The 26,127-nt window shown below is 63.4% G+C and carries 12 protein-coding genes; 4 read left to right on the top strand and 8 right to left on the bottom strand.

Annotated elements, in window-relative coordinates; translation table 11 throughout:
* The first annotated feature begins 146 nt into the window (after nucleotides 1–146).
* Nucleotides 147–1,016: a ThuA domain-containing protein gene (locus tag P5205_19015; protein ID HSA12455.1), complete on the top strand. Its 870-nt coding sequence runs from the start codon at nucleotides 147–149 to the stop codon at nucleotides 1,014–1,016.
* Nucleotides 1,017–1,040: 24 nt separating this feature from the next.
* Here P5205_19015 and P5205_19010 read toward each other — a convergent pair whose 3' ends face one another.
* Nucleotides 1,041–2,072 carry an LOG family protein gene (locus tag P5205_19010; GenBank protein HSA12454.1) on the bottom strand — a complete coding sequence of 344 codons (1,032 nt, stop codon included), beginning with the start codon at nucleotides 2,070–2,072 and terminating at the stop codon, nucleotides 1,041–1,043.
* A gap of 81 nt (nucleotides 2,073–2,153) precedes the next feature.
* Complete coding sequence (locus P5205_19005) at nucleotides 2,154–2,603, bottom strand: host attachment protein (GenBank protein HSA12453.1); 450 nt, start codon at nucleotides 2,601–2,603, stop codon at nucleotides 2,154–2,156.
* 193 nt (nucleotides 2,604–2,796) lie between these two features.
* On the opposite strand from P5205_19005, the gene ileS reads away from it, so the two are divergent.
* Nucleotides 2,797–5,631 (top strand): isoleucine--tRNA ligase, encoded by a 2,835-nt coding sequence (ileS, locus tag P5205_19000; GenBank protein HSA12452.1) that lies wholly within the window; start codon nucleotides 2,797–2,799, stop codon nucleotides 5,629–5,631.
* 72 nt (nucleotides 5,632–5,703) lie between these two features.
* The gene (locus tag P5205_18995; protein HSA12451.1) at nucleotides 5,704–7,632 is read left to right on the top strand and encodes an MFS transporter; all 1,929 of its coding nucleotides are present in this window, start codon (nucleotides 5,704–5,706) and stop codon (nucleotides 7,630–7,632) included.
* 517 nt (nucleotides 7,633–8,149) lie between these two features.
* Here P5205_18995 and P5205_18990 read toward each other — a convergent pair.
* The 3 genes from P5205_18990 to P5205_18980 all read right to left on the bottom strand — a co-directional run bounded on the left by P5205_18990 (nucleotide 8,150) and on the right by P5205_18980 (nucleotide 21,224).
* A complete protein-coding gene (locus P5205_18990; protein ID HSA12450.1) occupies nucleotides 8,150–9,367 on the bottom strand; it encodes an FIST N-terminal domain-containing protein in 1,218 nt (405 codons plus the stop codon).
* Nucleotides 9,368–9,626: 259 nt separating this feature from the next.
* Nucleotides 9,627–17,459: an autotransporter outer membrane beta-barrel domain-containing protein gene (locus P5205_18985; protein HSA12449.1), complete on the bottom strand. Its 7,833-nt coding sequence runs from the start codon at nucleotides 17,457–17,459 to the stop codon at nucleotides 9,627–9,629.
* Between the two features lie 42 nt (nucleotides 17,460–17,501).
* Nucleotides 17,502–21,224, bottom strand: coding sequence for a delta-60 repeat domain-containing protein (locus P5205_18980; GenBank protein ID HSA12448.1), 3,723 nt, complete (start codon nucleotides 21,222–21,224; stop codon nucleotides 17,502–17,504).
* A gap of 975 nt (nucleotides 21,225–22,199) precedes the next feature.
* Here P5205_18980 and P5205_18975 point away from each other — a divergent pair.
* Nucleotides 22,200–22,838: a DUF1080 domain-containing protein gene (locus P5205_18975; protein HSA12447.1), complete on the top strand. Its 639-nt coding sequence runs from the start codon at nucleotides 22,200–22,202 to the stop codon at nucleotides 22,836–22,838.
* 6 nt (nucleotides 22,839–22,844) lie between these two features.
* Here the strand turns inward: P5205_18975 and P5205_18970 are convergent, their stop codons facing one another.
* The 3 genes from P5205_18970 to P5205_18960 all read right to left on the bottom strand — a co-directional run bounded on the left by P5205_18970 (nucleotide 22,845) and on the right by P5205_18960 (nucleotide 25,984).
* On the bottom strand, nucleotides 22,845–23,402 hold the full coding sequence (locus tag P5205_18970; protein HSA12446.1) for a hydrolase: 558 nt from the start codon (nucleotides 23,400–23,402) through the stop codon (nucleotides 22,845–22,847).
* Nucleotides 23,403–23,496: 94 nt separating this feature from the next.
* Entirely contained in the window at nucleotides 23,497–25,257 is a 1,761-nt protein-coding gene (gene polX, locus P5205_18965) for a DNA polymerase/3'-5' exonuclease PolX (protein HSA12445.1), read from the bottom strand.
* Nucleotides 25,258–25,405: 148 nt separating this feature from the next.
* Nucleotides 25,406–25,984 carry a hypothetical protein gene (locus P5205_18960; protein ID HSA12444.1) on the bottom strand — a complete coding sequence of 193 codons (579 nt, stop codon included), beginning with the start codon at nucleotides 25,982–25,984 and terminating at the stop codon, nucleotides 25,406–25,408.
* Between the last annotated feature and the right edge of the window lie 143 nt (nucleotides 25,985–26,127).

Genomic DNA, 26,127 nt, shown 5'->3' with positions numbered 1-26,127 from the left:
AGTCTCACACTTCGCCCTGTTTGCCAACACCCGCACCCGGCACAAAACAAGGGCTGCAAAGCGCTGGCGATCCGCCTGGACTCGTCCCCAGGCGCGTCCCTGCAAATCCCGGTTGTGCCAGAAAGCCCGCGGTGTAGTTTAAGCCCATGCACCACATTCCAATCGCGCTCCTCACTCTGGCGACCGCGCTCACGGCCTCGGCCGCGGACAAGAAGGTCGTCTTCCTCGCCGGCCCGCCGAGCCATCACGCGGGCGACCACGAGCATCGCGCTGGCTGCCTTTTGTTTCAATCCTGCCTCGGCCGCATCCCAGGCATCATCTCCGAGGTCTGCAGCAACGGCTGGCCCCAGAACCCGGATGCCGCCTTTGCCGGCGCGGCGGCCATCGTCATCTACAGCGATGGCGGCGGCGGTCACCCCTTCGTCCAGGGCGACCGGCTCAAGATCTTGGGCGAGTTGATGAAGAACGGCGTCGGATTGGCCTGCCTCCACTACGCGGTGGAACCGACCAAAGAGAAGGGCCAACAGGAATTCCTGGACTGGATTGGCGGCTGCTTTGAGCAGCACTGGTCAGTGAACCCAACCTGGCGCCCGGAGTTCCAGCCGCTGCCGACACACGCCATCACGCGCGGGGTGAGCCCGTTCCGCATCAACGACGAGTGGTATTTCCACATGCGCTTCCGCGACGGGATGAAGGGGGTCGTGCCGATTCTTTCGGCGGTGGCGCCCGCCAGCACGATGAGCCGACCGGACGGACCGCACTCGGGCAATCCGGCGGTTCGGGAGGCTGTGAAGCGGGGCGAACCGCAAATCCTCGCCTGGGCCAGCGAACGCCCGGACGGCGGACGGGGCTTCGGCATCACGGGCGGCCACTTTCACTACAATTGGGGCAACGCCGATTACCGCAAGTTGGTGCTCAATGCCATCCTCTGGACCGCCAAAGTCGAGGTCCCCGCCGCCGGGGTGGAGTGCCCAGTCACGGCGGAAGACCTGCGCCAGAACCTGGACCGCAAATAACCGCCACGCGGCTTCCGCTCGCCTTCAAACGCTGTTGAGCACATCAATCAACTGCCGCAGACGGCCATAGTCCTTGCGGTTGAAGTTGAAGGCAACACGCGGCAAATCCACCTGATCGTCATCCGCCCGCTCCTCCGGCGTTGCCTTGATGCGTTTCATGGGCGGACCGAGGTTGATATCAGCGAAGTCCTCGTTCATCGCTTCCAGGGCGGAGTCGCTTGGCGCGTGCTTGAGCCGGATGATGAACAGGTCTTTGACGAAACGGGTGGAGTGGAAGTTGCGGTAGAACCGCGTAATAATCTTCACCGCCAGGTCAATGTTGTCGGTGATTTGGTAGAGGTTCAGATCGTCGGGCGAGATTAGCTGGTCCCGCAAGAGGTGCTCGCGCACATGCCGGTCCCAGGTCTTCCAGTAGGTGCCGCCCGGACGGTCCACCAGCACCAGCGGCATGAGCTGGCTCTTGCCGGTCTGCATCAGCGTTAGGGCCTCGTAACCTTCGTCCAGCGTCCCAAATCCCCCCGGGAACAGCGCGATGGCATCCGAGTGCCGGATGAAGATCAGCTTGCGGGTGAAGAAGTACTTGAAGGTGACCAGCTTTTTGTCCTCGCGAATCACCGGGTTGGCGCTTTGTTCCCACGGGAGCCGGATGTTGACGCCGAAACTCATCTTCGGGCCGGCGCCCTCGTGCCCGGCCTGCATGATACCCGGTCCCGCGCCGGTAATCACCATGAAGCCTGCCGCGGCGATTTTCCGGCCAAATTCGACCCCCTGCTGATACTCCGCTTGTGTCGGCTGCGTGCGGGCCGACCCAAACATCGTCACCTTGCGCACATGGGAGTAAGGCGCAAAGAGCTTGAACGCGTAACGCAGCTCCCGCAGCGCGGTCTGAATGACCCGCACATCGCCGCTGTGCTTGACATCCTTCAGCAGCTTGAGCCCGTTCTCGATGATGTCGGCAACGTTCTCCTCATTGTGCCCTCCGTGCCGGTACTCGATCAGTTCCTGAATCCGCCGCTTCAGCTCAGGGTCCACCGGCGGCCTTTCTGCTCTCTTCATGGAGCCAAGGATAGCGGCTGGCCGCCCGAAAGCAACTGGACCGTGATGGGTGCTTTCGTATTCCGCTCCTGCCCCACGAGGTCAGAAGTGGCGGAGGATTTCCGCCCGGTCCGCCTTCGTCAGGTCGGCCGGGACATTCTTTTCAATCTTAGCCCGCACCTGGGGATCCAGTTCCTCCAGCAGTTGGTGGTTGATCTGGCGGCTGGCGGCCAGCAGGCAGCGCTCGACCTCCGGGCGGCGTGCCAGGGCGTTGAACCGCTGCGCCAGCTGCCGGACCAGCCGCTTGCGCTTTTCCAGCGCGATGTTATGCCGCTCGCCATCCGACATGGCCCCGCTCGCGCCGGCCACACCCCCGCTGCGCGGAAACCGGCCGGCAAGGTCCGTCACCGCGTCCACCAGCTTGCCGTGAGCGTCGGCGCTTTTGAATTCTTCAATGAGTTCCAGCCGCGGTATATGGGTGGGGTGGTTATTTTCAAGTCGGTAGGCTTTCAAGCATCCAAGGTCTGTGACTACAACCAGAGTATTCTTCATAGATTTGCTTCGGCGATGTGTCGCACGGGTCAGCCCTTTGGCGCTGCCCGTCCCGGCATTAAGGTTAGCACAGGTTGTCCGGATGCGCTTCCGGAAAGTCGCACGCCGGACCTTTGTTCAATCCCCGCCGTTGGGCCGTTCGTTTGACACTACTTTGGGCGGCTGGTAATGTCCGCCTTCTTTAAGACGCTGCATGGACTACAAGAACACATTAAACCTGCCGCAAACCGACTTTCCGATGAAGGCGGACCTCGTCGCCCGGGAGCCGGCGCGGCTGAAACAGTGGGAAGCCGCCGGCCTTTATGCCGCCGCACAGGCCCAGCGCGTGGGAGCGGAGAAGTTTATCCTGCACGACGGCCCGCCGTTCGCCAACGGCGACGTTCACATCGGCACCGCCCTGAACAAGATCCTCAAAGATATCATTGTCAAATACAAGACGCTACGCGGGTTCAGCGCGCCCTACGTGCCGGGCTGGGACTGCCACGGGCTCCCCATTGAGTTCAAAGTCACCCAGGACATGCGCAAGGCTGGCGACACCACGTCGGATGCGGCGGCCATCCGCAAGGCGTGCGAGGCCTACGCGCGCAAGTACATTGATATCCAGCGGGGCCAGTTCAAGCGGCTCGGCGTGCTGGGCGACTGGGATAATCCTTACCGCACACTCAACAAGGGATATGAAGCCGAGGAACTGCGCCTGTTCGCGAACCTGGTGGAGCAGGGCTTCATCTATCGCGGCAAGAAGCCGGTGTACTGGAGCATCCCCTGTCGCACCGCGCTGGCTGAGGCTGAGGTCGAATACAAGGATCACGTAAGCCAGAGCGTGTATGTGAAGTTCCCGCTGGCCGGGCACCCCGGCACTTCGGTCGTGATTTGGACCACCACGCCCTGGACTCTGCCCGCCAACCTTGCCATCGCCTACAACTCCACTTTCAGCTACTCGCTCGTGCTGGTCGGCCAGGAGCAGTACATCGTTTCCGCCCTCCTGTTGCCCGCGGTCGCCGCGAAGTGCGGCTGGCAGGATTACCAGATTCTCCGCAGCCTCGACGGCGGGCACCTGGGCCAAATGGAGTACCAACACCCCTTCTGCAACCGCACCGGGAAGTTCTTCCGCGGCGACAGCTTCGTGGACAACGAGACCGGCACGGGTTTCGTGCACTGCGCTCCGGGGCACGGCCTGGAAGACTACCACCTCGGCACCGAACAGGGCCTGCCGATCTATTCACCCGTGGATGACGACGGCAGATTCGCCTACACCGACGACCTGCCGCAGGAGCAGCAGATGCCCGCCGGGATGATCGGCAAGTCCATCCTGGAGAAGCACGGCAAGAGCGACGCCAACGAAGTTGTCTTGCACGAACTGCGCGCCCGCAAGGTCCTCCTGCACCAGGAAAACTACCCCCACAGCTATCCCCATTGCTGGCGCAGCAAGACCCCCATCATCTTCCGGGCCATGGACCAATGGTTCGTCGAGGTGGACCACGCCAGTTTCCGCGAGCGGGCGCTGGCCGAGATTAACCGCGTGGAGTGGGTGCCCGACTGGGGCAAGAGCCGCATCGAGGCCGCCATCAAGGGCCGGCCTGACTGGTGCATCTCCCGCCAGCGCACCTGGGGTGTGCCCATCCCTGCGTTCTATGACGCGCAGGGCCGCCCGATCCTCGATGCGCAGATCGTGCGCAATGCCGCAGCGCTTTTCGCGCAACACGGCTCGAATGTCTGGTTCGAGAAGTCCGCCGCGGAGCTGTGGGCGATGCTCAAGCCGGCGGATTGGAAGGGGCCCGTCCCCGCCTCCAAGTCCAACGACACCCTCGACGTGTGGATTGACTCCGGCTCCTCTTCCCGCTCGGTCCTGATGCAGCGCCCCGAGCTCCGCCATGCAACAGGCAACAAGGAACTAACAGCCTCGGATTGGCAGGCCGACATGTACCTGGAAGGCAGCGACCAGCACCGCGGCTGGTTTCAATCCTCTTTGCTGCTCTCCCTGGCCGGCAATGGCGCGACGCCCTTCAAGACCGTCCTGACCCACGGCTTCATGGTGGACGCCGACCGCGAGAAGATTTCCAAGAGCAAACAGGCCCAGAGCGGTTACGAGAAGCCGCAGACCGCGGACGCCTACGTGAAGAAGTGGGGCGCGGACATTGTCCGGCTCTGGGTTGCTTCGCAGGACTTCCGCGACGACATCATCGTCAGCGAGGAGCGCATCAGCAAAGTGGCCGAGACCTACCGTGTCCTCCGCAACGCCTTGCGCTACCAGCTCGCGAACCTCTACGACTTCGATCCCGCGAAGCACGCGGTGCCGGACGACAGGCTGACCGGGCTCGACCGCTGGATGCTGGGCGCGTTCTCCCAACTGGAGCGGGAAGTCCTCGCCGCCTACGACCGGTACGAGTTCCACGTCGTCTACCAGAAGGTCAGCCAGTTTGTCGCCGTGGAGCTGTCCGCCATATACCATGATGTGGTCAAGGACCGGCTATACACCGACCCGGCGAACTCACCCCGCCGCCGGTCAACTCAGACCGCGCTGCACCGCATGGTCGGCGGTCTCTGCAAGATGCTGGCTCCGATCCTGGCGTTCACCGCCGACGAGGCTTGGGCGTTTGTGCCCGGCAAGACCGCCGATTCGGCCCACCTGCTCACGTGGGAACCGCTTGGCTTCCAGCGCGACGAAGCCGAAAAATCGGACTGGAAGGCCTTGTTCGAGCTGCGCGCGATGGCTCTGCCGGAGCTGGAAAAAGCCCGGCAGGCCAAGGCGATAGGCAAGGCGCTGGAAGCAAAGGTCACCATCGCCGGCTTAAACCCCGCGTTGGCCGCGAACCAAGCCCATCTGGAATCCCTGCGCGAACTCCTGAACGTCTCGCAACTGGAAATCAAGCCGGCGGACGAAGCCGCGCTGGCGGTTTCCGTCGCCAAAGCCGCCGGCGACAAGTGCGAGCGCTGCTGGCATTGGGAAACCGACGTCGGCTCCCAGCCCGAGCATCCCACCCTTTGCGCCCGCTGCGCAAAGGCGGTGCAAGGGCTGCCGACCGCATAGCGCGGCGGCCAACGGGCAACTCTCCGCTTGCCGCTGCCGCGCGTTTGCTGCTAGAACGTGTCGTGTAACAACATGACACCCGCCACCTCTGCCAAAGCCGAAGCGAAACCGGTCGAAACCAAGCACACGACCCGCAACCCGTGGTGGTGGGTCCCGAGCCTCTATTTTTCGCAGGGCATCCCCTACGTGATTGTCATGACCATGTCCGTGGTCATGTACTTCCGCCTCGGCATTTCCACCACCGACATCGCCCTCTACACCAGTTGGCTCTACCTGCCCTGGGTCATCAAGCCCCTCTGGAGCCCGCTGGTGGATATCACGCGCACGAAACGCTTCTGGGTGGTCTCGATGCAGTTCCTGGTCTCCTTCGGCCTGGCGCTCGTCGCCTTCTCGGTTCAGGGCTCGGCGTTCTTCAAATGGTCGCTCTTCCTGTTCTGGATCATGGCCTTCGCCTCCTCCACCCACGACATCGCGGCGGACGGATTCTACATGCTCGCCCTCACCAAGCACGAGCAGGCCTGGTGGGTCGGACTCCGCAGCACCTTCTACCGCACCGCGATGATCGTCGGCAGCGGCTTGCTGGTCGTGCTTGCCGGCGTCCTCGAAAGCAAGAACGGCCTCCCGCCCGTCGCCATTCCCGTCCAGGCCAGCGCCACTGCCCCGGTCGTCTCCGCTTGGGACCCTGCCACGGTCAAGCTCGCCGCCGCTGACGGCGACCTGCGCGTCGTCGTCCAGCCCGCCTCGCTCGACATTGCCCTGGCAGGCCGCACCGCCGAGGAAGCCAAGGCTGTCATCACCCAGGCCAAAGCCTGGAATCGCCAGCATCGCTTCATCGCCGAGGAGAACCCCGTCAAAGCCAAACCCGCTGCCACCAACTGGTGGTCCGTTTATGTCTCCGGCCCCCTGGGCGGTTTTCTCACCAATCACTTCCCCAAGCCGCCCAGAATTCAGGCCACCGACACCCCTGCTGCCGGCAACATCGGCGTAATCTACCTATCCCTCTCAAAAGCGCCCCCTGCCGACCAGCAGGTGGCCGTCAACTTCGGCCGCAAACCCCGGGGCATCGAGTATATCGGTTTTGGCAAGAGCGACCGCGGTTTCCGGCTGGTCGAAGGCGAACGTTTCGTCTTCAACTCCGACAACTGGAACCAGCCCGCCATGGCCGTGATCCAGCTCGATCCCAAGCTGAAGACCGATACTGCCGTCACTTTCGTCACCAGCTCCGGCAACATTCCCCTCGCCTGGTCCATCACCCTGTTCTTCGTCGCCGGCATCTTCCTCGCTTTCAGTTGCTGGCACAGCATCATGCTCCCGCGCCCCGCCGCTGACGGCCCCGTCAAAACCCATCACAGCCTCCTCGGTGAGTTCTTCGCCACCCTGGGGTCCTTCTTCCAGAAACCGGGTGTCCTGCTGGCCATGGCCTTCATCCTCCTCTACCGCTTCGACGAGGCCCAGCTCGTCAAGGTTATTTCACCCTTCCTTCTCGACGCGCGCGAAGCCGGCGGCCTGGGGTTGACCACGAGCCAGGTCGGCCTCGTCTATGGCACCTTCGGCATTCTTGCCCTGACCTTCGGCGGCTTGCTCGGCGGCTTCACTGCGGCCAAACACGGTCTTAAGAAAATGCTCCCCATCATGGTGGCTTCCATGTACCTGCCCAAGCTTGCCTTCGTTTTCCTCTCCTGGACCCAGCCCTCCAGTTTTCTCGTCGCCTGCGCTGCCGTCGCCCTCGAACAGTTCGGCTACGGCTTCGGCTTCACCGCCTTCATGCTCTACATGCTCTTCTTCGCTGACGGCCCCCACAAGACCGCCCACTACGCCATCTGCACCGGCTTCATGGCACTGGGAATGATGATCCCAGGCTTCTGGAGCGGGTGGGTTGCCGATCTGGTGGGCTACAAACACTTCTTTGTCTGGGTCATCTGCTCCGCCGTCCCCGGATTTGTCCTCGCGATGGTGCTCAATCGCAAGATTGACCCCAACTTCGGCAAGAAGACCGGGTAGCCGACCCATCGTTTGTCGTGGGCACAGCTCATGCGCAGCCTGCTCAGGGTTTGCCACTGGCTTACCGCTAGCCAACCACTGGCTTCGCACGCCGGCTTTTTGAAGTTTTTCGCGGATTTCCAAGGCGCACCGATGGCGATCCGCCGTCTCAAACGTCCTTTTTGACCTCCAACACCGCCGCCGGATGGGTGACGGCGCTGTTCAGGTGGTGTCCATCGGCTTGCTGCTGGGTGGAGGATAGCTTGTTGGGGCGGTCAGGCTACGGTGTGTATCCCATGGGGAGCGCTCCCCATGGGATACACACCGTAGCAGCACCGTGCCGTCGCCGGATCACCAAGCCAAAGGCGCCTGGATTAGAGGGGACTGGAACAGGCAGGCAGGCGGCACCACTGTCTCAAAAATGGACAGTGCGCGGGTCGAATACTGGGGCTCGGCATCCTTCCCCGGAAGGACGCATACCGGTGAAATTCGGGAGAATTCTATTTCACCTTGGACCCAGATCGTCGTGCTGGCTCTTTCAGCCCCCGGCTACTGGGTTCGCCTGCTCCAGCTTCTTCACAAACAGCGCCAAGGACGCGGTGTAGCCGTGCAGGAAACTCTTCTCACCCACGGGGCCGATCTCGCCGTTGCAGAAGAAGCCGGCCAATCCGATCGGGCCGAAACGCTGCTGGACCATTTGCGCGTCGTGATTTGGGCTGCCGAACAAACTCTGTCCGCGCCCATTGCAACTGCACAGGCAGCCGCCGTAGATCGGAGTGTCGCCCAGTTGCTTGCGGGCGCGGGTGAGCAGCTCCTGCATGTCCTCGTCGGCGGCGGCGGCCGAACGGCGCTGGAACTGCACCGTCTGACCCAGGTGCGGCAACGCTCCCACGGCAATGCTGCCCGAGCGCGGGTCGGCGCCCAAAAGGTTGCGGATGAGAAAATCGCCGCGATGGAAGTCCTCCAGGTACTCGTTGACGACCAGGCCGATGAAGAGGTTGCCGCGCGCGGTTTTCTGCTGGTCTGCCGGGAGCTGGTTGAATGTTTCGGCCAGGACTTCGTAGGCCGGTCGATTGCCAATCTGGTGAATGATGTTCTGCTCCACCTTCGTGAGGGTCCAGGTCTCACCAATGGGCGTGCAGCCTTGCGAAGTTACGCCCACCAGCCGCACGGCTCCGCCGACCGAAATCGCCACACCGCCTTCTTCGAAAACCTCGCCGTTCAGATAGACCTGGGTCGTCTGCTCGTTAGGTTCACCGCTGGCCAGGCCGCCCAGCACCGGTTGCGGTGCGTAAGCCTCGTTCCAGGTTCTGAGCCAGGTTTCACTGTCCAGGTGGAAGGGATCAATGAAGACCAGCCAGCCATTGGATTGCCCGGGCTCGACGCCAGTCTCCAGGTGCCAGTAAGCGGGGCCGTTGGCTTCCTCCAATTGTTCCTGCGCAATGTGGATCGCCTTCAACTCGGCTCCCGGCAACGCATACAATCCCAGCGTCAGGCCCGCGTTTTGCTCGACCTCATGGTCGCCGACGATCAGGCTCCGGCTCGAACAGCCGGCAAGCAGCGGAATTCGGGCATGCACCCGCAGGATTTCCAGCACCTGCCGGGCATGGGGGAAGAAGCGCGGGGACATGAACACGAGCCCCAGCGAAACGCGCGGCGCATCTAGCTGGACGCGCAAACTCTCCGCCCACTTTTGGAGGCCCGCCTCATTGAAGTCATGCGGCCAATGGGCGGCCGTTGAATGCTCACGGCCCATATAGCCAACTTAGCGAGGAAGGCGCGGAATGCAAACAAGAACAAGATGGCGGCGCCAAAGAAGTCAGGGGGAGTGACAAAATCGTCGCAGAAGCACGAAAACACGGCAGGCGAAAAGCCAGTTGGTGTCTGATGGGCGGGCGATGGATGGCAACGGAGAAAGCCGTGCGCCTGAAAGTCGATTGGGGGGTGCGCGAAGGCCGGCGCTCTTGACCAGCCACCCGGGATCCATGGGACATCAACTCAAAGCGGGTTTGGCGTTAGAACGAAAACCGCAGCTCCCCCCCAACCATGTGTACCGAATAGTCATCCCGCAGTTCGCCGTTGTATCGCACCGAGGTCGAGACGCCTTTCCCCAACAGCAACGTCAGCGCCGCCCCCGTGCTGAGGCCGTTCGGATCCAGGTCCCGGCCGGGCAGCCTGAACGCGGCTTGGGGCGAACCGGCATAGGATGCGATGATTTCTCGATCGTCAATGTTGAACTTATAGTTCCAGGCCGCGCTCAGCTCCGGGATGAGTGTGAAATTGCTGCTTCGCAGCACGCAGGCCAGTCGCACCCCCAACTCGGATGCCAATGCCTGCGTCTGTCGGTCCCGCAGCCACAGGCTCACGCTATCCGCGCCCGACTCCTCGAAGCTGTCTTCGTCAAGGTAGCTGTATTGCAGGGACGCAAAGGGTTCCAGCGCCCAGCGTTTGAACTGCCAGACGTATCCCCCGGAGATAAAGCCGCCGAGGGCGTGGCCGTAGTGTGTGCTCTGCGCCGTGCGGGAAAGGCCGCCGACGGCGAGATTGCGGTGACAATCGTAATCGTTGTAGCCATAGGAAAGCACGCCCTCAACATGGACGTGGTTCCTGAAATAGCTTCCGTAAGCTGCGCCGGAGTAGCTTTTGATGTCGCCGCCACCCCGACGATCGTCCAAGTTCAGGTGGGTTGACGCGTAGGCGGCGCTGAGCCCCAGCGTCAGCGCGTCGCCCAATGCCCGATCGTAACCCAAGGATAACCCCCATGGGCTGAAGCTGTAGCCGGTGTAACCGTCGTCCGAATCCAGGTTGCCCCACTGGCCAAAACCAGTAAACCAGATGCTATTCAGCAGGTTCGCTTCCCTTTGTCGTTCCCGGGCGAGGAGGCTGCCGATTTCCCCGGTGGCGCCGGCGTAGGCCAGCAGCATGGGATTCTGGCCAGGCACCATGGCATCCCGCGGGTCGCCCGTGGCGGAGGCGGCGTTCAGCCGCAAGGTGTCCAGTCGTTGCTGCATGCCGCGGCTATATTGCCGCACGAGATTATGAGTCACGAGGCTGTAGTCGTCGTACGAGTCCGGACTGAGGCTGGAAAAGGCCGCGGGAAACTCCGGCTCCGACAATTGCTGGAACGTGTCGAGCACCTGGGCCAGGTCGCCGTCGATTCCGGGCAGGACTCTGTCCAGGTAATTGCCGACCGCCCGCTCGACACGGTTCTGGGCCACCGTAGTGAAACTCCGGGCCTCCGCTTCCACCCGGGCGCGATCGGGCAGATAGTGCAGCCCGAACGTGATCAGGGGCCGTGGCGCGGGCAGGTTCGTTTCGGAAAACGTCCCTGTCAATCCGTTCGTGGCCACGATCACATCGTAGAGAGTGCTGCCGATGGCAAACGGCCCCGCCCCTCGTTGGACCTTGAACTCTCCCGCCAGTTCCGCGTTGGCCGGGGTGCGAAAGAAGCCGCCGCTTCCATCCCGTTGCAACTGCGTTTCAAAAAGGCTGTTACTGCCAAACTGGTAGCCGGAGTTGAGTTGCAGCGCGCCCGCCTCGATCTTCATCCACCGCACGGTTGCCAACTGGGACAGGGAAAACGTGCCCGCACCGCTCTTGATTGCCTGCTCGAAGCCAGCCACGTTCCCGCCACCGGCCAGGCTGCCCGCTCCATGTAACGTCAGCCGATCCGTGCCCGCTCCTGCATTCACGGTGCCCTCCAGCGTCGGCGCGCCCGACAGTTCCAACGTGTCATCTCCGGCCCCAAGCAGGATGCCGCCGCGCGTGTAGGAGTTAGCCAGCAGGCTGACGGTGTCATCGCCCGCGCCGGAGTCTATGGCGGTGCCGGCGACCCACCCCGTGGCGTTGAAATTAGTCGAGGTGAGGGTGCCGCTGTTGTAGATGGTGTCGTGGCCGCTGCCGGTCTGGATTCCGAAGACCGAGGCCGAGGCGGCGCTGAAACGATACTCATCATCGTTGTCTTCGGTATCAACCCAAACGCCGGCGGTCGCATGGGAGGTGACCGCGATCGTGCCTTCATTGAGAATGTAGTTATTGCCGTTGCCCGTTAGGATCCCGCCGGCGCGGGCGTTGGCGTAAGCGGTGCCGCGCGCTTCTTCGTCCCGGAAGACGCCCACGTTTTCATCGGCGTAGGCGTTGGCGAAACTGTCGCCATAAGCGGTCACTGAAATCAGGCCCTTGTTCACAAGCACATTGTCGCCGTTGCCGGCCAGGATTCCTTGGGCGAGCGCGTCCGTGGTCATATACGCGACGCCGGCGGGGTGATAATCGCGGGAATGTCCGTTGGCATACACGTCGCCCCGGGCACGGCCCTCAACCGAAAGGACGCCATTATTCACGAAGCAACCCGGGCGGTCATCGAAACGCATGCCGACGGCATGGACGACAGAAGTGCCGGAGCTTTCGGCCCCCACACTGCGGACCCAGACGCTGCTGTGGGCATAGCCGATGCGCAGCCGATTGCCGGCATCATCTTCCCCAGCGGAGGCCAGCACGTGCACGGCGCCCTCATTGAAGAAGAAATTCGTGGCGCTGGCGCCCGCTGCCGGGGTAAACCCAGTCGCGTCGGCGTAGAGGTTGGCCTTCGCATAGGTATTCTCGGCACCAGTGTCGGCCTCGGAATAGGAGGTGGCGCGGGCAACGATGTTCATCTCGCCGGCGGCAGTGTTGCTTACGACACCGTCGGCCTCGATGCCGATCGCATAGGCATCCACGTCAGCAAACGAATTGGCCGTGGCGCGGTAATCGCGCGACCAGGAATAAGACTTCGGGACCGCGTGGCCCCAGGTCGTCACATCAAGTGAGCCATTGTTGACAACGGAGTTCTGTCCCGCGCCTGCAGCGATGCCCTTGCCGGTGGCCGCGACATAGGCCAGCGAGTCGGATCGCGGGTAGCGATACCAAACGTGGGTGTTGGCGGAGACAATGCCGTCGGACCGCGCGTTGACTGTAATGCTGCCGTCGTTGGACACCGCATCGGCGCCGCTGCCGGTGGCGATACCTGTAGCATTGGCTGTTATGGGGACATAGCTGGCGCCGGATTTTCCTCCTGCCACGGAAAGGGCGTCCCGTCCACTATCACTGTTGGCATAAGAAGCATTGCCTAGCGCGTCGGTGGTCTTTACGGCTGCGTTGACTGTAATCGTTCCGTTGGAACCGTTAATGAGCGTATTGCCATCATTGCCGGCGAGAATGCCGGCCGCAGTCGCCACTGGGCGCGCGTAGGCTTCTGATAGGGTGGATTCGAACTCGGCAGAACTGACCGCGTAAGTCTTGGCCAGCGCGACGGCGGAAGAGGTGATGGAGCCGCTATTCTGCGCGAAGTTAACCGCTGCCCCCAGGTCAATGCCAGCAGCATTGGCGGTGGCGGCGGCGTGGCTTTTGGCCTGGGCCCGCGTGTCGAGATCAAGCGTGATCTCCGAATCCGAATCGGCCTGCGCGCTGGCATATCCCAGGACGTTGATGGCTCCGGCGTTGCCGACGATGTCCGTGCCGGCGCCGCCCTGGATGGCGGCGGCGGTTACCGTGGCGTTGGCCGATGAATCGGCGAGCGAGGGGAGCAGGAATCCCGTGAACAGATACGTGGTGCTGGAAGACTTGGCGCCCGAACGGGCGTCCACATTGATCTCCCCGCCGCCGAAGTTCACCAGTGTGTTGGTTCCGCTCCCCCCGTCCAGGCCGGAGGCGGTGACCTTCGACGAGCTGCCCCCATAGGAATCAGTTATGCCGATGAACTGTCCGCCGAAAGCGAAGGCCTCCCCCCACCCCATCCAGGTGCTGCTGTTCCCAACGTTGACCGTGCCAGCGTTAAGGATGGTGTCATCACCCCCGGCCCCGGCAACGCCGCTGACCCGGGCCTCGGCCCCCAGGGACGCCAGGCTGAAGGAAAGGAAGTCCATGGTGATCGCCTGACTGTCCGCCCTGGCTAAAGCGCTGTCACCGGAACGAATCTGGCCGGCATTGATCGAGCCTGCGTTGAGAATCCAATCGTTATCCTCCCCCGCGTTGATGCCCTCGACGATCGAGTGCGCAAGCGAAGTGGAGATATTCAGGCCAAACAGGCCCATCGATCCGGCTGTACTCTCCCCCCGCGCCGCTGCCGTGGCATCAATGCCGCCGAAATTGGCGATGCTATCGGCGTCGCTGCCGGTGTGTACGCCGCGCGAGAACGCATCCGCGGTCACCCCTGATACGCCAAAGCCAACGCTGAAGCCCGCGTTGAGTTCGGCCGTGGCCGTGTCCACCTTCGTGTAACTGGAGACGAGCCCGGTGCTCGCGTTGGTAACGAAGTTCTGACCGTTGCCCGCCTCGATGCCTGTCGCCGTGGCCCATGAATTCATTCCAGCCGTGCCCACCTGAACGCCCATAAATTGAAAGTTGACTCCACCCACATCAATTTGCGACCAGGCCGTGGCGCGGTTGGTGCCGCCGTTTAGAATCACGTCGTCGCCGGCGCCGGTGACCAGTCCCAGTGCGGCAGCGCTGCCGACGACGGTGGCGTTCATGAAAGACCCGCCCCCGGCCTGGAAGACGTAATTGCGCAGGTCGGTCTTGGAGTGGGCGAGGACCGAAACCGAGCCGCCGGTGGCGTTGAGGATGGTCTGCGCGCCGGCGTCATTGCCCGCGTTCATGCCGACTGCGCTGGCGATGTTGGTCATGCCAGCATCCGCCGAGGCGTAGCCGATGAAATTGGCGGCGGCATCAAGGCCGTCAATGGTGGAATTGGCGGCGACATCCACTGCTCCTTGGTTTCCGAGCCAGTCAATGCCGGTACCGCCATCAATACCAGAGGCGGCGGCGGCGGCGGTCGAGCCGACGTCCACGATGGCCGCGCCCAGTTCAGCGAAGTTGATGGCGATGCTCTCGACCGTCGTATTGGCGGTTGCATGGGAGGAAACCAGAGAGGTGTTGGCAATGGAATCGTCCCCGGCGCCGCCGGTGATGCCGGCGGAGGTGGCGGTGGACGTGGTTTCGGCGGTAGCCATAGCGAAACCGGCGCTGACGCCTTTGGGGGCAACCGCGACCGTGACCGCGATGCTGTGGGAATCCCCGGTGGCGGTGGCGGCCGAGACGATGGGGGCGGTATTGGTGACGGCGTCGTTGCCTGCGCCCGCATCAATGCCTGCGGCGGTTGCGTTCGCCTTAGTGGTGCCATCCGTGAGGGTCGCGCCGAGGGCCACGCCTTCCCACGCGCCGGAAATGCTGGCCGCGACTGACACTGAACTGGCGTTGGCGATGGCCGAATTGGTTATGGCTGTCCGGTTGATAATGGTGTCGTTGCCGTTGCCGGTCTCAATTGCTTTTGCGCCCGCGGTGGCGGCGGTAGTCGTGTCCGCCAGCGACGCCCCGAGGGCGGCGCCTTGCTTGGCGCCGCTGAGAGTAACCGCAATGCTGGTGCTGGCAGCATCGGCTACGGCTGAGGATTTGAGATAGTTGGTGCCGTCGCTGATGATGGTGTCGTCGTCCGCGCCGGTGCGGATCGCGGTCGAGTAGGCGTGCGCGGTGGCGTCGGCTTTGGTGGCGGACACCCCGGCCGTGACGCCTTCGGCGGCACCCGCAAAGCCGACCGCGACCGAGAGCGCCAGATTGTCGGCCCCGGCGCTGGAGACGATGGACCCGGTGTTCAGGATGGTGTCGCCGTTGGTGCTGGTCCCCTGGCCGGAGAGGTCAACGCCAAAGGCGTCGGCGCGCGAAGTCGTGGTCGCATCGCCGAGGGCGACACCCGCGGCGAGGCCGGTCTTGGAGAAGGCGATACTGAGGTCGAACGAGCCGGAGAAGGTATCGGCATTGGCGGCGCCGGTGACGGTGCCGCTGTTGATGACGGTGTCGGACCCGGAATCCAGAATGCCGACGGCCAGGTTGGTGGACTGAGCGGAGGAATCAGCCAGGGTGACACTGCCCGAAACTCCATCCAGCGTCCCGTTCAACGCCACGCCCACTGAGACAGCTTGATTGGTGGACCCGCCGATAGCGCTCACGCTCGCGGTGTTGTGGATGAGGTCGTCGCCGGTTCCGCCGTCGATGCCAATCGCGGTCCCGCTGGCGACGGACCCGGCATCCGCGTAGGCGACGCCGGCCGCGACGCCCTCCTTGTCCACGGCAACCTCGACACTGATGCCCACGGAGCTGCTCTCGGCCGTGCTCGAGGCGAGGATCGGAGCGGTGTTGGTGATGCGGTCGTGTCCCGCGCCGGCTGAAATCCCGGTGGCTTTGGCCAGGGCATCCGATGATGTATCGGTGATAGTCACACCCGCGTTCAGGCCCTTGGTGGAGCCTTTGAACGCGAAGGCGACGCCGACGGAGTCGCTTTCACCATGCGCGCTGGCCTCGAGGCTCCCGGAACTGCGCAGGATATCGTTTCCACCGCCTCCGTCCAGTCCGACAGCCTCGGCCTCCGCCGCCGTGGAGGCGTCGGCGAAAGCCGCACTCGGGATGGGGATCCAGTTGGTTTTCGACAGTGAAATCTCCACACCAATGCCGATAGAATCAGCGTAGGCTTCCGCGAAGGTCTTTTGCGGACCGAGATTGTCAATGGCATCATCGCCTTCACCGCCGGACATCCCCATGGCGGTGGCCCAGGCTTTGGTGTCAGCCCGGGCGAAGGCGGGCCGGGTGTTGGTGGCCGTTGCACTCCCGGTAATGCCGGTCAAAGCTGGCATCGTGCCAACGAGCCCGGCACCTCCGGGGGGGGCGTTGGCTGCGATGCCCATGGAGACGGGCGGACTGATGGCCACGGTGGCGTTCCATGAGTCAGCGTTAGCGAGGCTGTGAACATAAAAAGTCCCGTTCGTTTGGGCGTTCAAGAGGGCGTCGTTGCCGCCCCCGCTGTCCATGCCTGTGGCGTGGGCTTGCGAGAGGGTGTTTATTTTGCCGACGTCCTGGCCGATAAAACTCAGAAACCCTTCGATCAAGAGCCCTTTCATTTTGAGTTCAACCGCGTAGATGTCTGTTTCCGCGCTGGCATCCACATTCATGGTGCCGAAATGGCTGATGACGTCACTGGAGGCGCTGCCAACGATGCCGGTGGCCATGGCGCGGGCGATGGTGGCGTCGTCCACGTGAGCCGCCCCGACCATTTCGACGCGCATGGAGAATGTGCCCGCATCGGCCATGGCCCCGACGCCGATGCTGCCATAGTTAGTGATGGTCTCCGGGGTCGCAGAAATGGACGAATCATATAGGCCGGCGGCAATTCCGGTGGCGCGAGCGTCTGCCGTGGATTTGGCGTCACTCCAGCCGGTCAGATCGAGCGGCACATCCAACAGGCTGATCGAGCCCTTGTTGATTTGGGAGAGGGAGTCGGCGTTGACCTGAATGCTGCCGGTATTGAGGATGATGTCTGGATTGCGGCCGCCATCAATCCCCACGGCCTGGCCCTCTGCCGTCGTGGGCGCGCCGGTGAAAAGGACATCGAGCTGCAGTATGAATTCTCCGATCGTGGTATCCACGCGCGAGGTGGAGATGAGGCTGGAAAAGTTGGTGATGATATCCTGGCCCGCGCCGCCGGCGATGCCGAGGCTGAGCCCCGTGCCGATAGTGCTGGACATGACGAGCGGAACATTGATCTCGGTGAAGGTCTCGGCCTTCAGCGCGGCGGTGCTGAGAATCGAGTCCTGCCCGTCCAGGCCGGCAACACCGGTGGCGGTCGTTGCCACCATTTCCAGCGGATTGGTGCTGGTGTTGATCACGGCCATGGCGTTGGTGGGAAAGAGGTTGAAGATCAGGTCATTGCCCGGGGTGCCGAGCCAGGCCACAGCCTCGTTGGTCACGGCTCGGGCGCCTAGAGCGACCCACAGCGTCATAGCCGTCACCAGGGCGGCCCTGAAAGCGTTGGTTTTTGTTTTCATAATGCCGGTAGGGATTGCTGGTTCTCGATTCCTCAGTCTGGTTCAGGGCCAAAGCAGACGGTAAGAGCGTGCGGGGGGGCCGGCGGCGGAGGTGTCCAGGAACTCCAGCAGGCCATTGGTCCCAGCCGTCAGGTTCGTCCGGTCCGACCAGATCAGCAGGTCGGTCGAGGTCTGGAGCCGGTAGCCGAGTCCCGGCGGGCCCTGGCTGTGCAGGAGCAAACCCTGGCCGGGAAGAGCATCAATGAACAAGACGGGGGCGCCGGGGACAGCGTAGAATTGCCCCATCAGGCCGATGAGACCGCTGGAGCCGCTGCCCATTCCTCCAACCGCGCGGCCCGAGGCGCGAACATAGAAGGCCTGCCCGAATGGCAGCCGCAGCCCGGCAATCTGCCAGCCGCCGGGAACCCGGGCACCGTTGCCAAGCGGGCTGTAACTGACACCGTCGCTGGATTGCTCGAATGTGACCTGTTCGAGTTCAGGCCCCGCGCCGCTTCGCTGCCAGCTCGCGGTTGTCCCGTCGGCATCCACAGTCAGTGACTGGAGGGCCGCGCTGCCGCTGGTCAACCGGCCGATCCGGTCCCGCGGTTGGCCGCCCAACGTTGCGAACCGGCCGCCCGCGAGGACTTTCCCATCCCCCTGCAATGCGAGCGCCAGCACCGCCTGATCCGCGCCCGGTCGAAAGGTCGGGTCGAGGCTTCCGTCCGGATTCAGGCGGCCAACATTGGTGCAGGGTTGACCGCCCAGCAGCGTGAACTCGCCCCCGACCACGACTCGGCCATCCGCCTGCACCGTCAGACTGGATACCGGGCCGTTCGCGCCCGAAGCAAACTCGGTGTCCAAAGTGCCATTCGGGTTCAGGCGGCCAATATGTTGGCAGAGATCTCCGGCCAGGCGGGTGAAGGCGCCGCCCGCCAGGACCTTGCCATCCGCCTGCACGGCGACCGCGTGCACCGTGTCATCCGCGCCCGGGCCGAAAGAGACCTCCAGCGTCCCACCCGGCGTCAGACGTCCGATCCGATTGCAGGATTGGCCGGCGAGGTTGGTAAAGGCGCCGCCCACCACGATCCCTCCATCGGCTTGCACGGCCAACGCGCGGACCGAACCGTCGGCGCCGGGATTGAAGCCTGCCTCGGGGTTGCCGCTCGTGTCGAGCCGCGCCAGACGCAGGCATGGAGTCCCGTCCATCTGCGTGAAATCGCCCCCCGCCAGAATCCGCCCGTCGCCTTGCACTGCCAGGCAGGACACCACCCCGTCCGCGCTCGGGTTGAATGACACGTCCAGGGTGCCCTCCGGGCTCAGCCGCCCCAGGCGATCGCAGGAGACTCCGCCGAGGTTGGTAAACGCCCCGCCCACCAGAATCTTCCCGTCGGTTTGCACTGCCAGGCACTCGACCAGGCCGCTGGCCTGCGGGTTGAACGAAGCATCCAGGGCGCCGTCGGGGTAGATTCGGGCAACGTGGCTGCGCGCCTGCCCGAGGAGCATCGCAAAGTTGCCTCCCGCCAGGATCTTCCCGTCCGCCTGCACAGCCAGGCTGCGCACCTCGCCGGCAGTGGGATCATAGGTATCGTCGAGACGTCCGTCGGGATGAAGGCGGCCGATGTGGTTGCGCGGCTGCCCGTTCAACGCGGTGAACCGGCCAACGACGACCGACTTCCCGTCCGCCTGCACGGCCACTGCGTTAACGGGCGCGTTTGCTGACGGATTGAAGTTGGTGTCCAGCACACCGCTGGCGTCAAGCCGGCCGATGTGTTCCTGGGGCTCTCCGCCCAAGGTCGTGAACCAGCCCGCGACGATGATCTTCCCGTCCGGCTGGACCGCCAGATCCTTGATGCTGTTGTCCGCCCCCGGGTCAAACGCGGCTTCGATGTCGCCGTTGGCCTCCAATCGGCCAATCCGGGCGCGGGCCTCTCCCCCAAGGTTGGTGAAGCCGCCCCCCACCAGGATCTTGCCGTCGGCCTGGACACGCACGCATTCCACGACGTCGTCCGCCCCCGGGTCGAACGACGCGTCGAGACCGCCGTTGGGGTCCAGCCGTCCCAGGTGCGCGCGCTCCTGGCCGGCCAGCCGGTTGAAGTTGCCCCCGACAACGATCCCGCCATCCGCTTGCAGCGCCAGGCTGTACACGGTGTCATCGGCCGTGGCGCTGAAGCCGGTGTCGAAGCTGCCGCTGGCGTCCAGCCGCCCAATGCGCTCGCAAGCCTGACCGGCAAGAGCTGTAAATTGACCACCCACCACGATCTGGCCGTTGGTCTGGATTGCGAAGCAACGAACCGGACCGTTCGCTTCCGGGGTGAACGTGTCGTCCACACCGCCGTCCGGGTTTAACCGGCCGAGCTGATTGCGCGGCTTTCCGTCCAGGCTCGCGAACTCGCCGCCCACCAGGATTCGTCCGTCGGCTTGGATGGCCAGGCTATAGACCGGGCCGTCCGCTTCCGGGCGGAAAGCGCTGTCCAGACTGCCGTCCGCATTCAAACGTCCGAGGTTTGTGCGCGACTGGCCGCCCAGCCGGGTGAAGTGTCCCCCGGCCACGATCTTGCCATCGGCCTGCAAGGCCACGCATTCGATGACGGCCTCCTCGCCGGCGTTCAGCGTGGCATCCAAGCTAGCGTCGGGATGCAGACGGCCGATGAAATTGCGCGGCTTTCCGGCGAGCGTCGAGAAGAGTCCGCCTGCCAGGATCTTGCCATCGGGTTGCGTTACCAGACACATGACCGGGCCGGCTGGGTCGGGCCGAAACGCGTGGTCCACCCCGCCGCCGAGGTTGAGCCGGGCGAGATTGGTGCGTGCCTGCCCGCCAGCTGCGTTGAAGAACCCGCCCACAACAATCCTCCCGTCGGCCTGCCTGGTCAGAGAATACACCGGTCCGTCCGTGGCCGGGCTGAACGTGGTGTCCAGGGTGCCGTCCGCGTTCAACCGGGCCAGGTTTCTGCGGGGTTGGTTCGCCAGGTTGGTGTAGCTTCCGCCCACAAGTATCTTGTGATCCGGTTGCGGCAACAGACTGTAGATCACCGGCAGCGCGCCCCCGCCCGCATCCGGGTTGAAAGCCACATCCAGACTCCCGTCGGCGTTCAAGCGGGCGATTCGGTTCCGGGGCTGGCCGCCCAGCGTGGTGAAAAAGCCGCCCGCGAGTATCCGCCCGCCCGGCTCCAGGGCCAGGGTTTGCACCGCGCCGTTCGCTCCTGGATTGAAGGTGATATCGAGGCTGCCGCAGGCGTCCAAACGCGCGAGGTTGGTGCGCGGCTGTCCCCCCAGCGCGGTGAACAGGCCGGCTACCACGATCTTGCCGTCTGGCTGTAACGCCAGGTCGTACACCGCCGCGCCTTTTACATCCGGATTGAAGGCAGCGTCGGGTGTGCCGTCGGCGCTCAGCCGGCCGATTCGGTTGCGGGTCTGCCCGCCCAGCTTGGTGAACACACCGCCCACCAGGAACTTCCCATCCGGCTGCACGACCAGGCACGACACAACACCGTTCGCGCCGGGATTGAAGGTCTCATCCAGGCTGCCGTCGGCGTTCAAGCGGGCGATGTTGGTGCGGCTCTCGCCGCCCACGACCGTGAATTCGCCGCCCATGATGATCCCGCCGTCCGGCTGCACCGCCAGGGCATGGAGAGGACCGTCTGGCACGGGAGCGAACCCGTCGTTGGCACTTTGCGCGAGTGTAAGCCGCGAGCCGCCCGCCCACAGCGCAACCACGGCCACGACCACACACGGGATACGCGCCCGCCGCATCTGGTAGTTCGCATCAGGGGATAGGATTGGTTTCATAGCCTTACCGGGATACATCAAAGTTGATCCTGGGTCGCAAGAGGGGGGCCTCCTCGCCGAGAACTGCGGAAGCTAACACGACAGGAGAATGACTCGAAGCCGGACGCAGGTTATGGAAACTGGCGCCCGAGGCCTGGAGGACGCAGGGCAGGGAAAACCACATGCTCACGGGCCGACCATGGGGGCAGTTCGAAGATACAGTCCGCCTTATCAGTTCTCGGCCCTTTCGAGAGCTTCGTCTGATCGGATCCTTCATTGCCAGGACTACTCTTCGGTTGTGAAATGGCAGACTGATCACCCGGTCGCCCATAGGAGGCGGCAGCCACCTCGTGGCTATCTCAGTCAGTATTACAAGACAGACTCTTCCGCTTCGCTCCCATTAGAATTTCTGCCTGCCCCTATGTCAATGAGCTCTTTGGCTTCTTGCGGATTTCCGGGGAGCACCAATAGCGATTCGTCGTCTTTTACTCCCTTTCTTGGCTCCAGCATCTCCGCCGGACGGGCGGCGGCGCCGTTACGGTGGCCGAACACTGGCCTTGGCTTGCGGGTGGCTGGACGATGGCTTGATAGTGCGGTTGGGCTACGGTGTGGTTCCCATGGGGAGCGCTCCCCATGGGAACCACACCGTAGCACCACCGTGCCGCCACCGTATTACCAAGCCAGCTGGAGCACGAATAACCTCTGGTTCACCCAGGCCGGCTGGAAAGCCGACAACCCCTCCCCCGACAACGCCTCCCGCTGGGACGGCACCCACATCTACAGGGCCCCATGAACTCCCCGCCAAAACCCACCAAACCTATACCAAACCAGATTCAATTTGGCCCAAAACGCCCCATTTTGACCCATTTTGCCCCCCCCTCGCAGAAACGCCGCACAATCTCGCAGTATTCCCCGCGAAGGAACGCACTTTGGCCCCCTCGCTTTGGGCTCCCTTTTTACTTGCGCACCGATGGCGCCGGTTTAGTGTCCGCGCTCATGAAACCGATACTGCTTTCTGCTCTGGCATTTGCTACCCTCCTGGCCGTAACCGCCCGGCTGTGCGCGGGTGACGTCGAGCCCGGCTTTACTCCTTTGTGTGACGGCAAGACCTTCAATGGCTGGAAAATGGCGGAGGAAAACAAGGACACCTGGACGATCCAGGACGGCGCCTTCGTGGCCCGCGGCAATCGCTGTCACCTGTTCTACATGGGGGACGGGAAGCCATTCAAGAATTTCCATTTGAAGGTGGACGTGATGACCGAGCCGAATTCCAACGGCGGCATTTACTTCCACACGCGCTACCAACCGGAGGGCTGGCCCAAGGGCGGTTTCGAAACCCAGGTCAATAACACCCACAGCGACTGGATCAAGACCTGCAGCCTTTACGGGTTGCTCAATATCGCGAACTCACCGGCCCAGGACGGCAAGTGGTGGACGCAGGAAATCCTCGTCCAGGGCAACAGTGTCACGTTGCTGGTGGACGGGAAGAGAGTCTTCCAATACAATGAGCCGCCCGGCACCCAGCCCGGCAAGAACTTCGAACAGAAGATTTCCGAGGGCACCTTTGCCCTGCAGGGCCACGACCCCAAGAGCGTCGTCCGCTACAAGAACATCCGGGTCAAGCGCCTCGATTGAGCAGACTCACTTCACCAGCGGCAGGATCTGCCTGAATTCGGCGGTGCCCGCCTGCTGAAGCAGTTCGAAGAGGGCCATCTCCGTGGACACAATGGCCGCCCCCGCGGAGCGCATGCGGCCCAAGCCGAACCGGCAGTTCTCCGGGGTCCGCGAGGAAACGGCGTCCGCCACGACGAATACCCTGAAGCCTTGTTCCAGGAGGTCGAGGCAGGTCTGCGTGACGCACACGTGGGCTTCGATGCCGCACAGGATGGCGTCTGACACATTCTTCTGCTTAAGGGCGGGAACGAAGCCGGCTGCGCCGCACGCGCTGAAGGCGACCTTCTCCATCGGCGCAAAGCCAGGGATGGCCGCGGCGATTTCCGGCACTGTCGGCCCCAGCCCCTTGCGATACTGCTCGGTCACGAAGATGGGAACCTGGAGGACGGCCGCTCCTTGAACCAGGCGCACGGTGTTTTGTGCCACCCGCTCTTTCTCAAAAATAGCCGGCAAGAGCCGATCCTGAACGTCCACCACGACGAGGCCGGCCCGTGCTCGCGTCAGACGAAGTAAGTTGTTCCGCATGCGAAGAGTCGTTTCGGCCGCAAGCGTGGAAGTGATTGCGCCGGCTGTCAAGCGACCCCGGCGCGGTGCGGTTGGGATCAGATGTGTGTGAGGCTCAACGCGCTTTTGTCCGTTTCCGGCCCAACTCCTGCCGCAGGGATTTCAGCGGCAATGTGTTTACCACATCATCTCTGGTGAGCCAGCCTTTGCGGGCGATGCCAGCGCCCAGGCGCAGGAAGCCCGCGTGTTCCAGCCGGTGACCATCGCAGTTGATCGCGCACCTCACGCCCTTGGACTTGGCGTAGGGCCACAGCCGCCAATCCAGGTCCAGACGCATCGGGTGGCTGTTGAGTTCGATCCAGGTGCCTGTTTCCGCGCAGGCGTCAATGACCGCCCGCTGATCAACCGCGTAAGCCTCACGTTCGAGCAACAGCCGCCCCGTCAAGTGTCCCAGGATATGGACGTAGGGATTCCGCGCCGCGCCAATCAGCCGCCGGGTGATTTGCGCCTCAGTCTGGTTGAAGCTTTGATGAACGCTGGCAATCACCACATCCAGCTCGGCCAACAGGTCATCCGGGAAGTCAAGCGCGCCATCCTTCAGGATGTCCACTTCCGCGCCGGCAAGCAGGCGGAAATCACTTCCCTCCTGAGCCAACTGGGCGTTGATGGCGGCGATTTCCTTGAGCTGCTGCCGGACGCGCCCCGTGTCGAGGCCGTTGGCCTGGAAGGATGACTTCGAATGATCGGTGATGCCCCAGTACGCCAGTCCCAGCTCGCGCATCGCCGCGGCGATCTCCACCGGCCGCTGATGCCCGTCGCTCCAGGTCGAGTGATTGTGCAGCGACCCCTTCAAGTCGGTCCACTCGATCAGGCGCGGGAATGACCCCCGCTCCGCCGCCGCGATTTCCCCCATGTCCTCGCGCAGTTCCGGCGGGACGTAATGCAGGCCGAGCTGCTCAAAGATCTCCTCCTCGGTGCGGCATTTCACGAGCCGCTTCGGGTCGCGGGTCTCCTCCGTCGAACGAAACAGCCCGTATTCATTCAGCCGCAGGCCGCGGTCAATCGCCCGCTGCCGCATGACGATGTTGTGCTCCTTGCTGCCGGTGAAATACATCAGCGCGGAGGAATACTCCGCGTCGCTCACGACCCGCAGGTCGGACTGGATGCCTCCCTTGAGGAGCGCGCTGGCTTTGGTTTCACCCTTCGCCAGCACCTTCTCAACGCCGGGCTGGCTGGTGAAGAACGCAATGACCTGCGCCGGCCTCTTCGACGAGGCCAGCAAATCAATGTCGCCGATGACTTCCCTATGCCGCCGCAGGCTGCCCGCCGTGCTGCACCGGATAACATCCGGGTGCGACCGCAACGCTTCCAGGATCGGCTCCGCGCAAGACAACGCCTCGCTGATGAGGTGGCGCGAGGCGTAGGACCGGCGACGATGGATTCCCTCAAGGATGTTCGTCTGCGTCTTCTCGCCAAATCCCTTGATCCCGGCGACACGATCCGCCTTGCACGCCTGTTCGAGCTGCTCGACTGATTCGATCCCCAGCTCATCGTGCAGCGCCTTGATCTTCTTGGGGCCAAGCCCCGGGATATCGAGCATCGCCACCAGCCCGGGCGGAGTTGCGGCTTTGAGATCCTCGTAATACTTCAGCCGGCCGGTCGTGACGAGTTCGGTGATCTTCTGCTGCAGCGCTTCGCCGATGCCCTTCAATTCGCCCAGCCGAGCCTCGGCGACGACCTTATCCAGTGGCTCGGTCAGAGCTTCAATCGTGCGCGCAGCGTTCTGATACGCTCGGGTCTTGAACGGATTCTCGCCCTTCAGCTCCAACAGCGTCCCAATATTGACCAACACTTCCGCTACCTGGTCCTTGTCCATGTCCGGAATATGCTGCTCAACGCTCGTCGCTCAAAGCCTAAAATCCGCTGTCCGCAACTCCCTTGTTGCCCCACAGGGAAAGGGCAATCTATCCCTTCGCACCCTGTCGGGCGTTGGCGTAGAAGAAAGCGGCCGTGGTTGAGGGCGTCTAACGAGGGTCAGTGCCCGGCGGAGTCGTCCAGTGGTAGGTCGGACCCGCCGTTCGGGCGGACGCCGGCGTCCAGGTCTTTGCGGTTTGGGTTGGGGTGCGGGTGGCCGGAGACGGTGCTTGTGCCGGCCCACCTGAGTCAGCCGTATAAGTCGCAGCACGGACGGGGACATAGCCGCGCGTCGCCGAGGCCGACACCTCCGGAGCCGTGGATACCGCAGCCACTGCGGGGCGGTCCGGGTTCACGGGGTAGGCTACCGTCCTGTAAACCGGCGTCGTATAAACCGGCCTGGCATAAGCGGCCGTGGTGGAAACGGGGGCAACATACACCGGAGCAACGTAGAGTGGCCTGGCATAGACCGGGGCATAGCTGTAATAACCGCATCCGCCGTAGTAACCCGGCCAGCCTAAGCCAAGAGAAACGCCCCAGCCACAACCGGAGTAACCAAAGCCGAATCCGCCCCTATACCAACAACCGCCCCAACTGCCACCGTGGCAGCCGCCATGCCCCCTGGCGAAAGCTGCCGGCATGATCGCAAGGGCTGCCACTCCAATCGTTGCCATCCAGATGCGCTTCATAAGTTGTTACGTTCTAAGATGCTGGGGCTACAATACCAGCCCGTCCGCCAATTTCAAGGCACACGCGCCGCCTGGACCCAAAGGGTCTCGCCGCCCTCGTTTGAACTCCCCTACTTACATTTCACGTTTCGCGTTCCGTGCCC

The organism is Candidatus Paceibacterota bacterium, from assembly GCA_035452965.1.
Taxonomy (GTDB): Bacteria; Verrucomicrobiota; Verrucomicrobiia; order Limisphaerales; family UBA8199; genus UBA8199.
The sequence above is the reverse complement of the archived record's forward strand: the minus strand, read 5'-3'. Positions and strand labels throughout refer to the sequence as shown.

Bases quoted from the DNA above. Each gene is read 5' to 3' on its own strand.
- P5205_19015 (HSA12455.1), top strand. From the start codon at position 147: ATGCACCACATTCCAATCGCGCTCCTCACTCTGGCGACCGCGCTCACG.
- P5205_19010 (HSA12454.1), bottom strand. From the start codon at position 2,072: ATGAAGAGAGCAGAAAGGCCGCCGGTGGACCCTGAGCTGAAGCGGCGG.
- P5205_19005 (HSA12453.1), bottom strand. From the start codon at position 2,603: ATGAAGAATACTCTGGTTGTAGTCACAGACCTTGGATGCTTGAAAGCC.
- ileS (HSA12452.1), top strand. From the start codon at position 2,797: ATGGACTACAAGAACACATTAAACCTGCCGCAAACCGACTTTCCGATG.
- P5205_18995 (HSA12451.1), top strand. From the start codon at position 5,704: ATGACACCCGCCACCTCTGCCAAAGCCGAAGCGAAACCGGTCGAAACC.
- P5205_18990 (HSA12450.1), bottom strand. From the start codon at position 9,367: ATGGGCCGTGAGCATTCAACGGCCGCCCATTGGCCGCATGACTTCAAT.
- P5205_18985 (HSA12449.1), bottom strand. From the start codon at position 17,459: ATGAAAACAAAAACCAACGCTTTCAGGGCCGCCCTGGTGACGGCTATG.
- P5205_18980 (HSA12448.1), bottom strand. From the start codon at position 21,224: ATGAAACCAATCCTATCCCCTGATGCGAACTACCAGATGCGGCGGGCG.
- P5205_18975 (HSA12447.1), top strand. From the start codon at position 22,200: ATGAAACCGATACTGCTTTCTGCTCTGGCATTTGCTACCCTCCTGGCC.
- P5205_18970 (HSA12446.1), bottom strand. From the start codon at position 23,402: ATGCGGAACAACTTACTTCGTCTGACGCGAGCACGGGCCGGCCTCGTC.
- polX (HSA12445.1), bottom strand. From the start codon at position 25,257: ATGGACAAGGACCAGGTAGCGGAAGTGTTGGTCAATATTGGGACGCTG.
- P5205_18960 (HSA12444.1), bottom strand. From the start codon at position 25,984: ATGAAGCGCATCTGGATGGCAACGATTGGAGTGGCAGCCCTTGCGATC.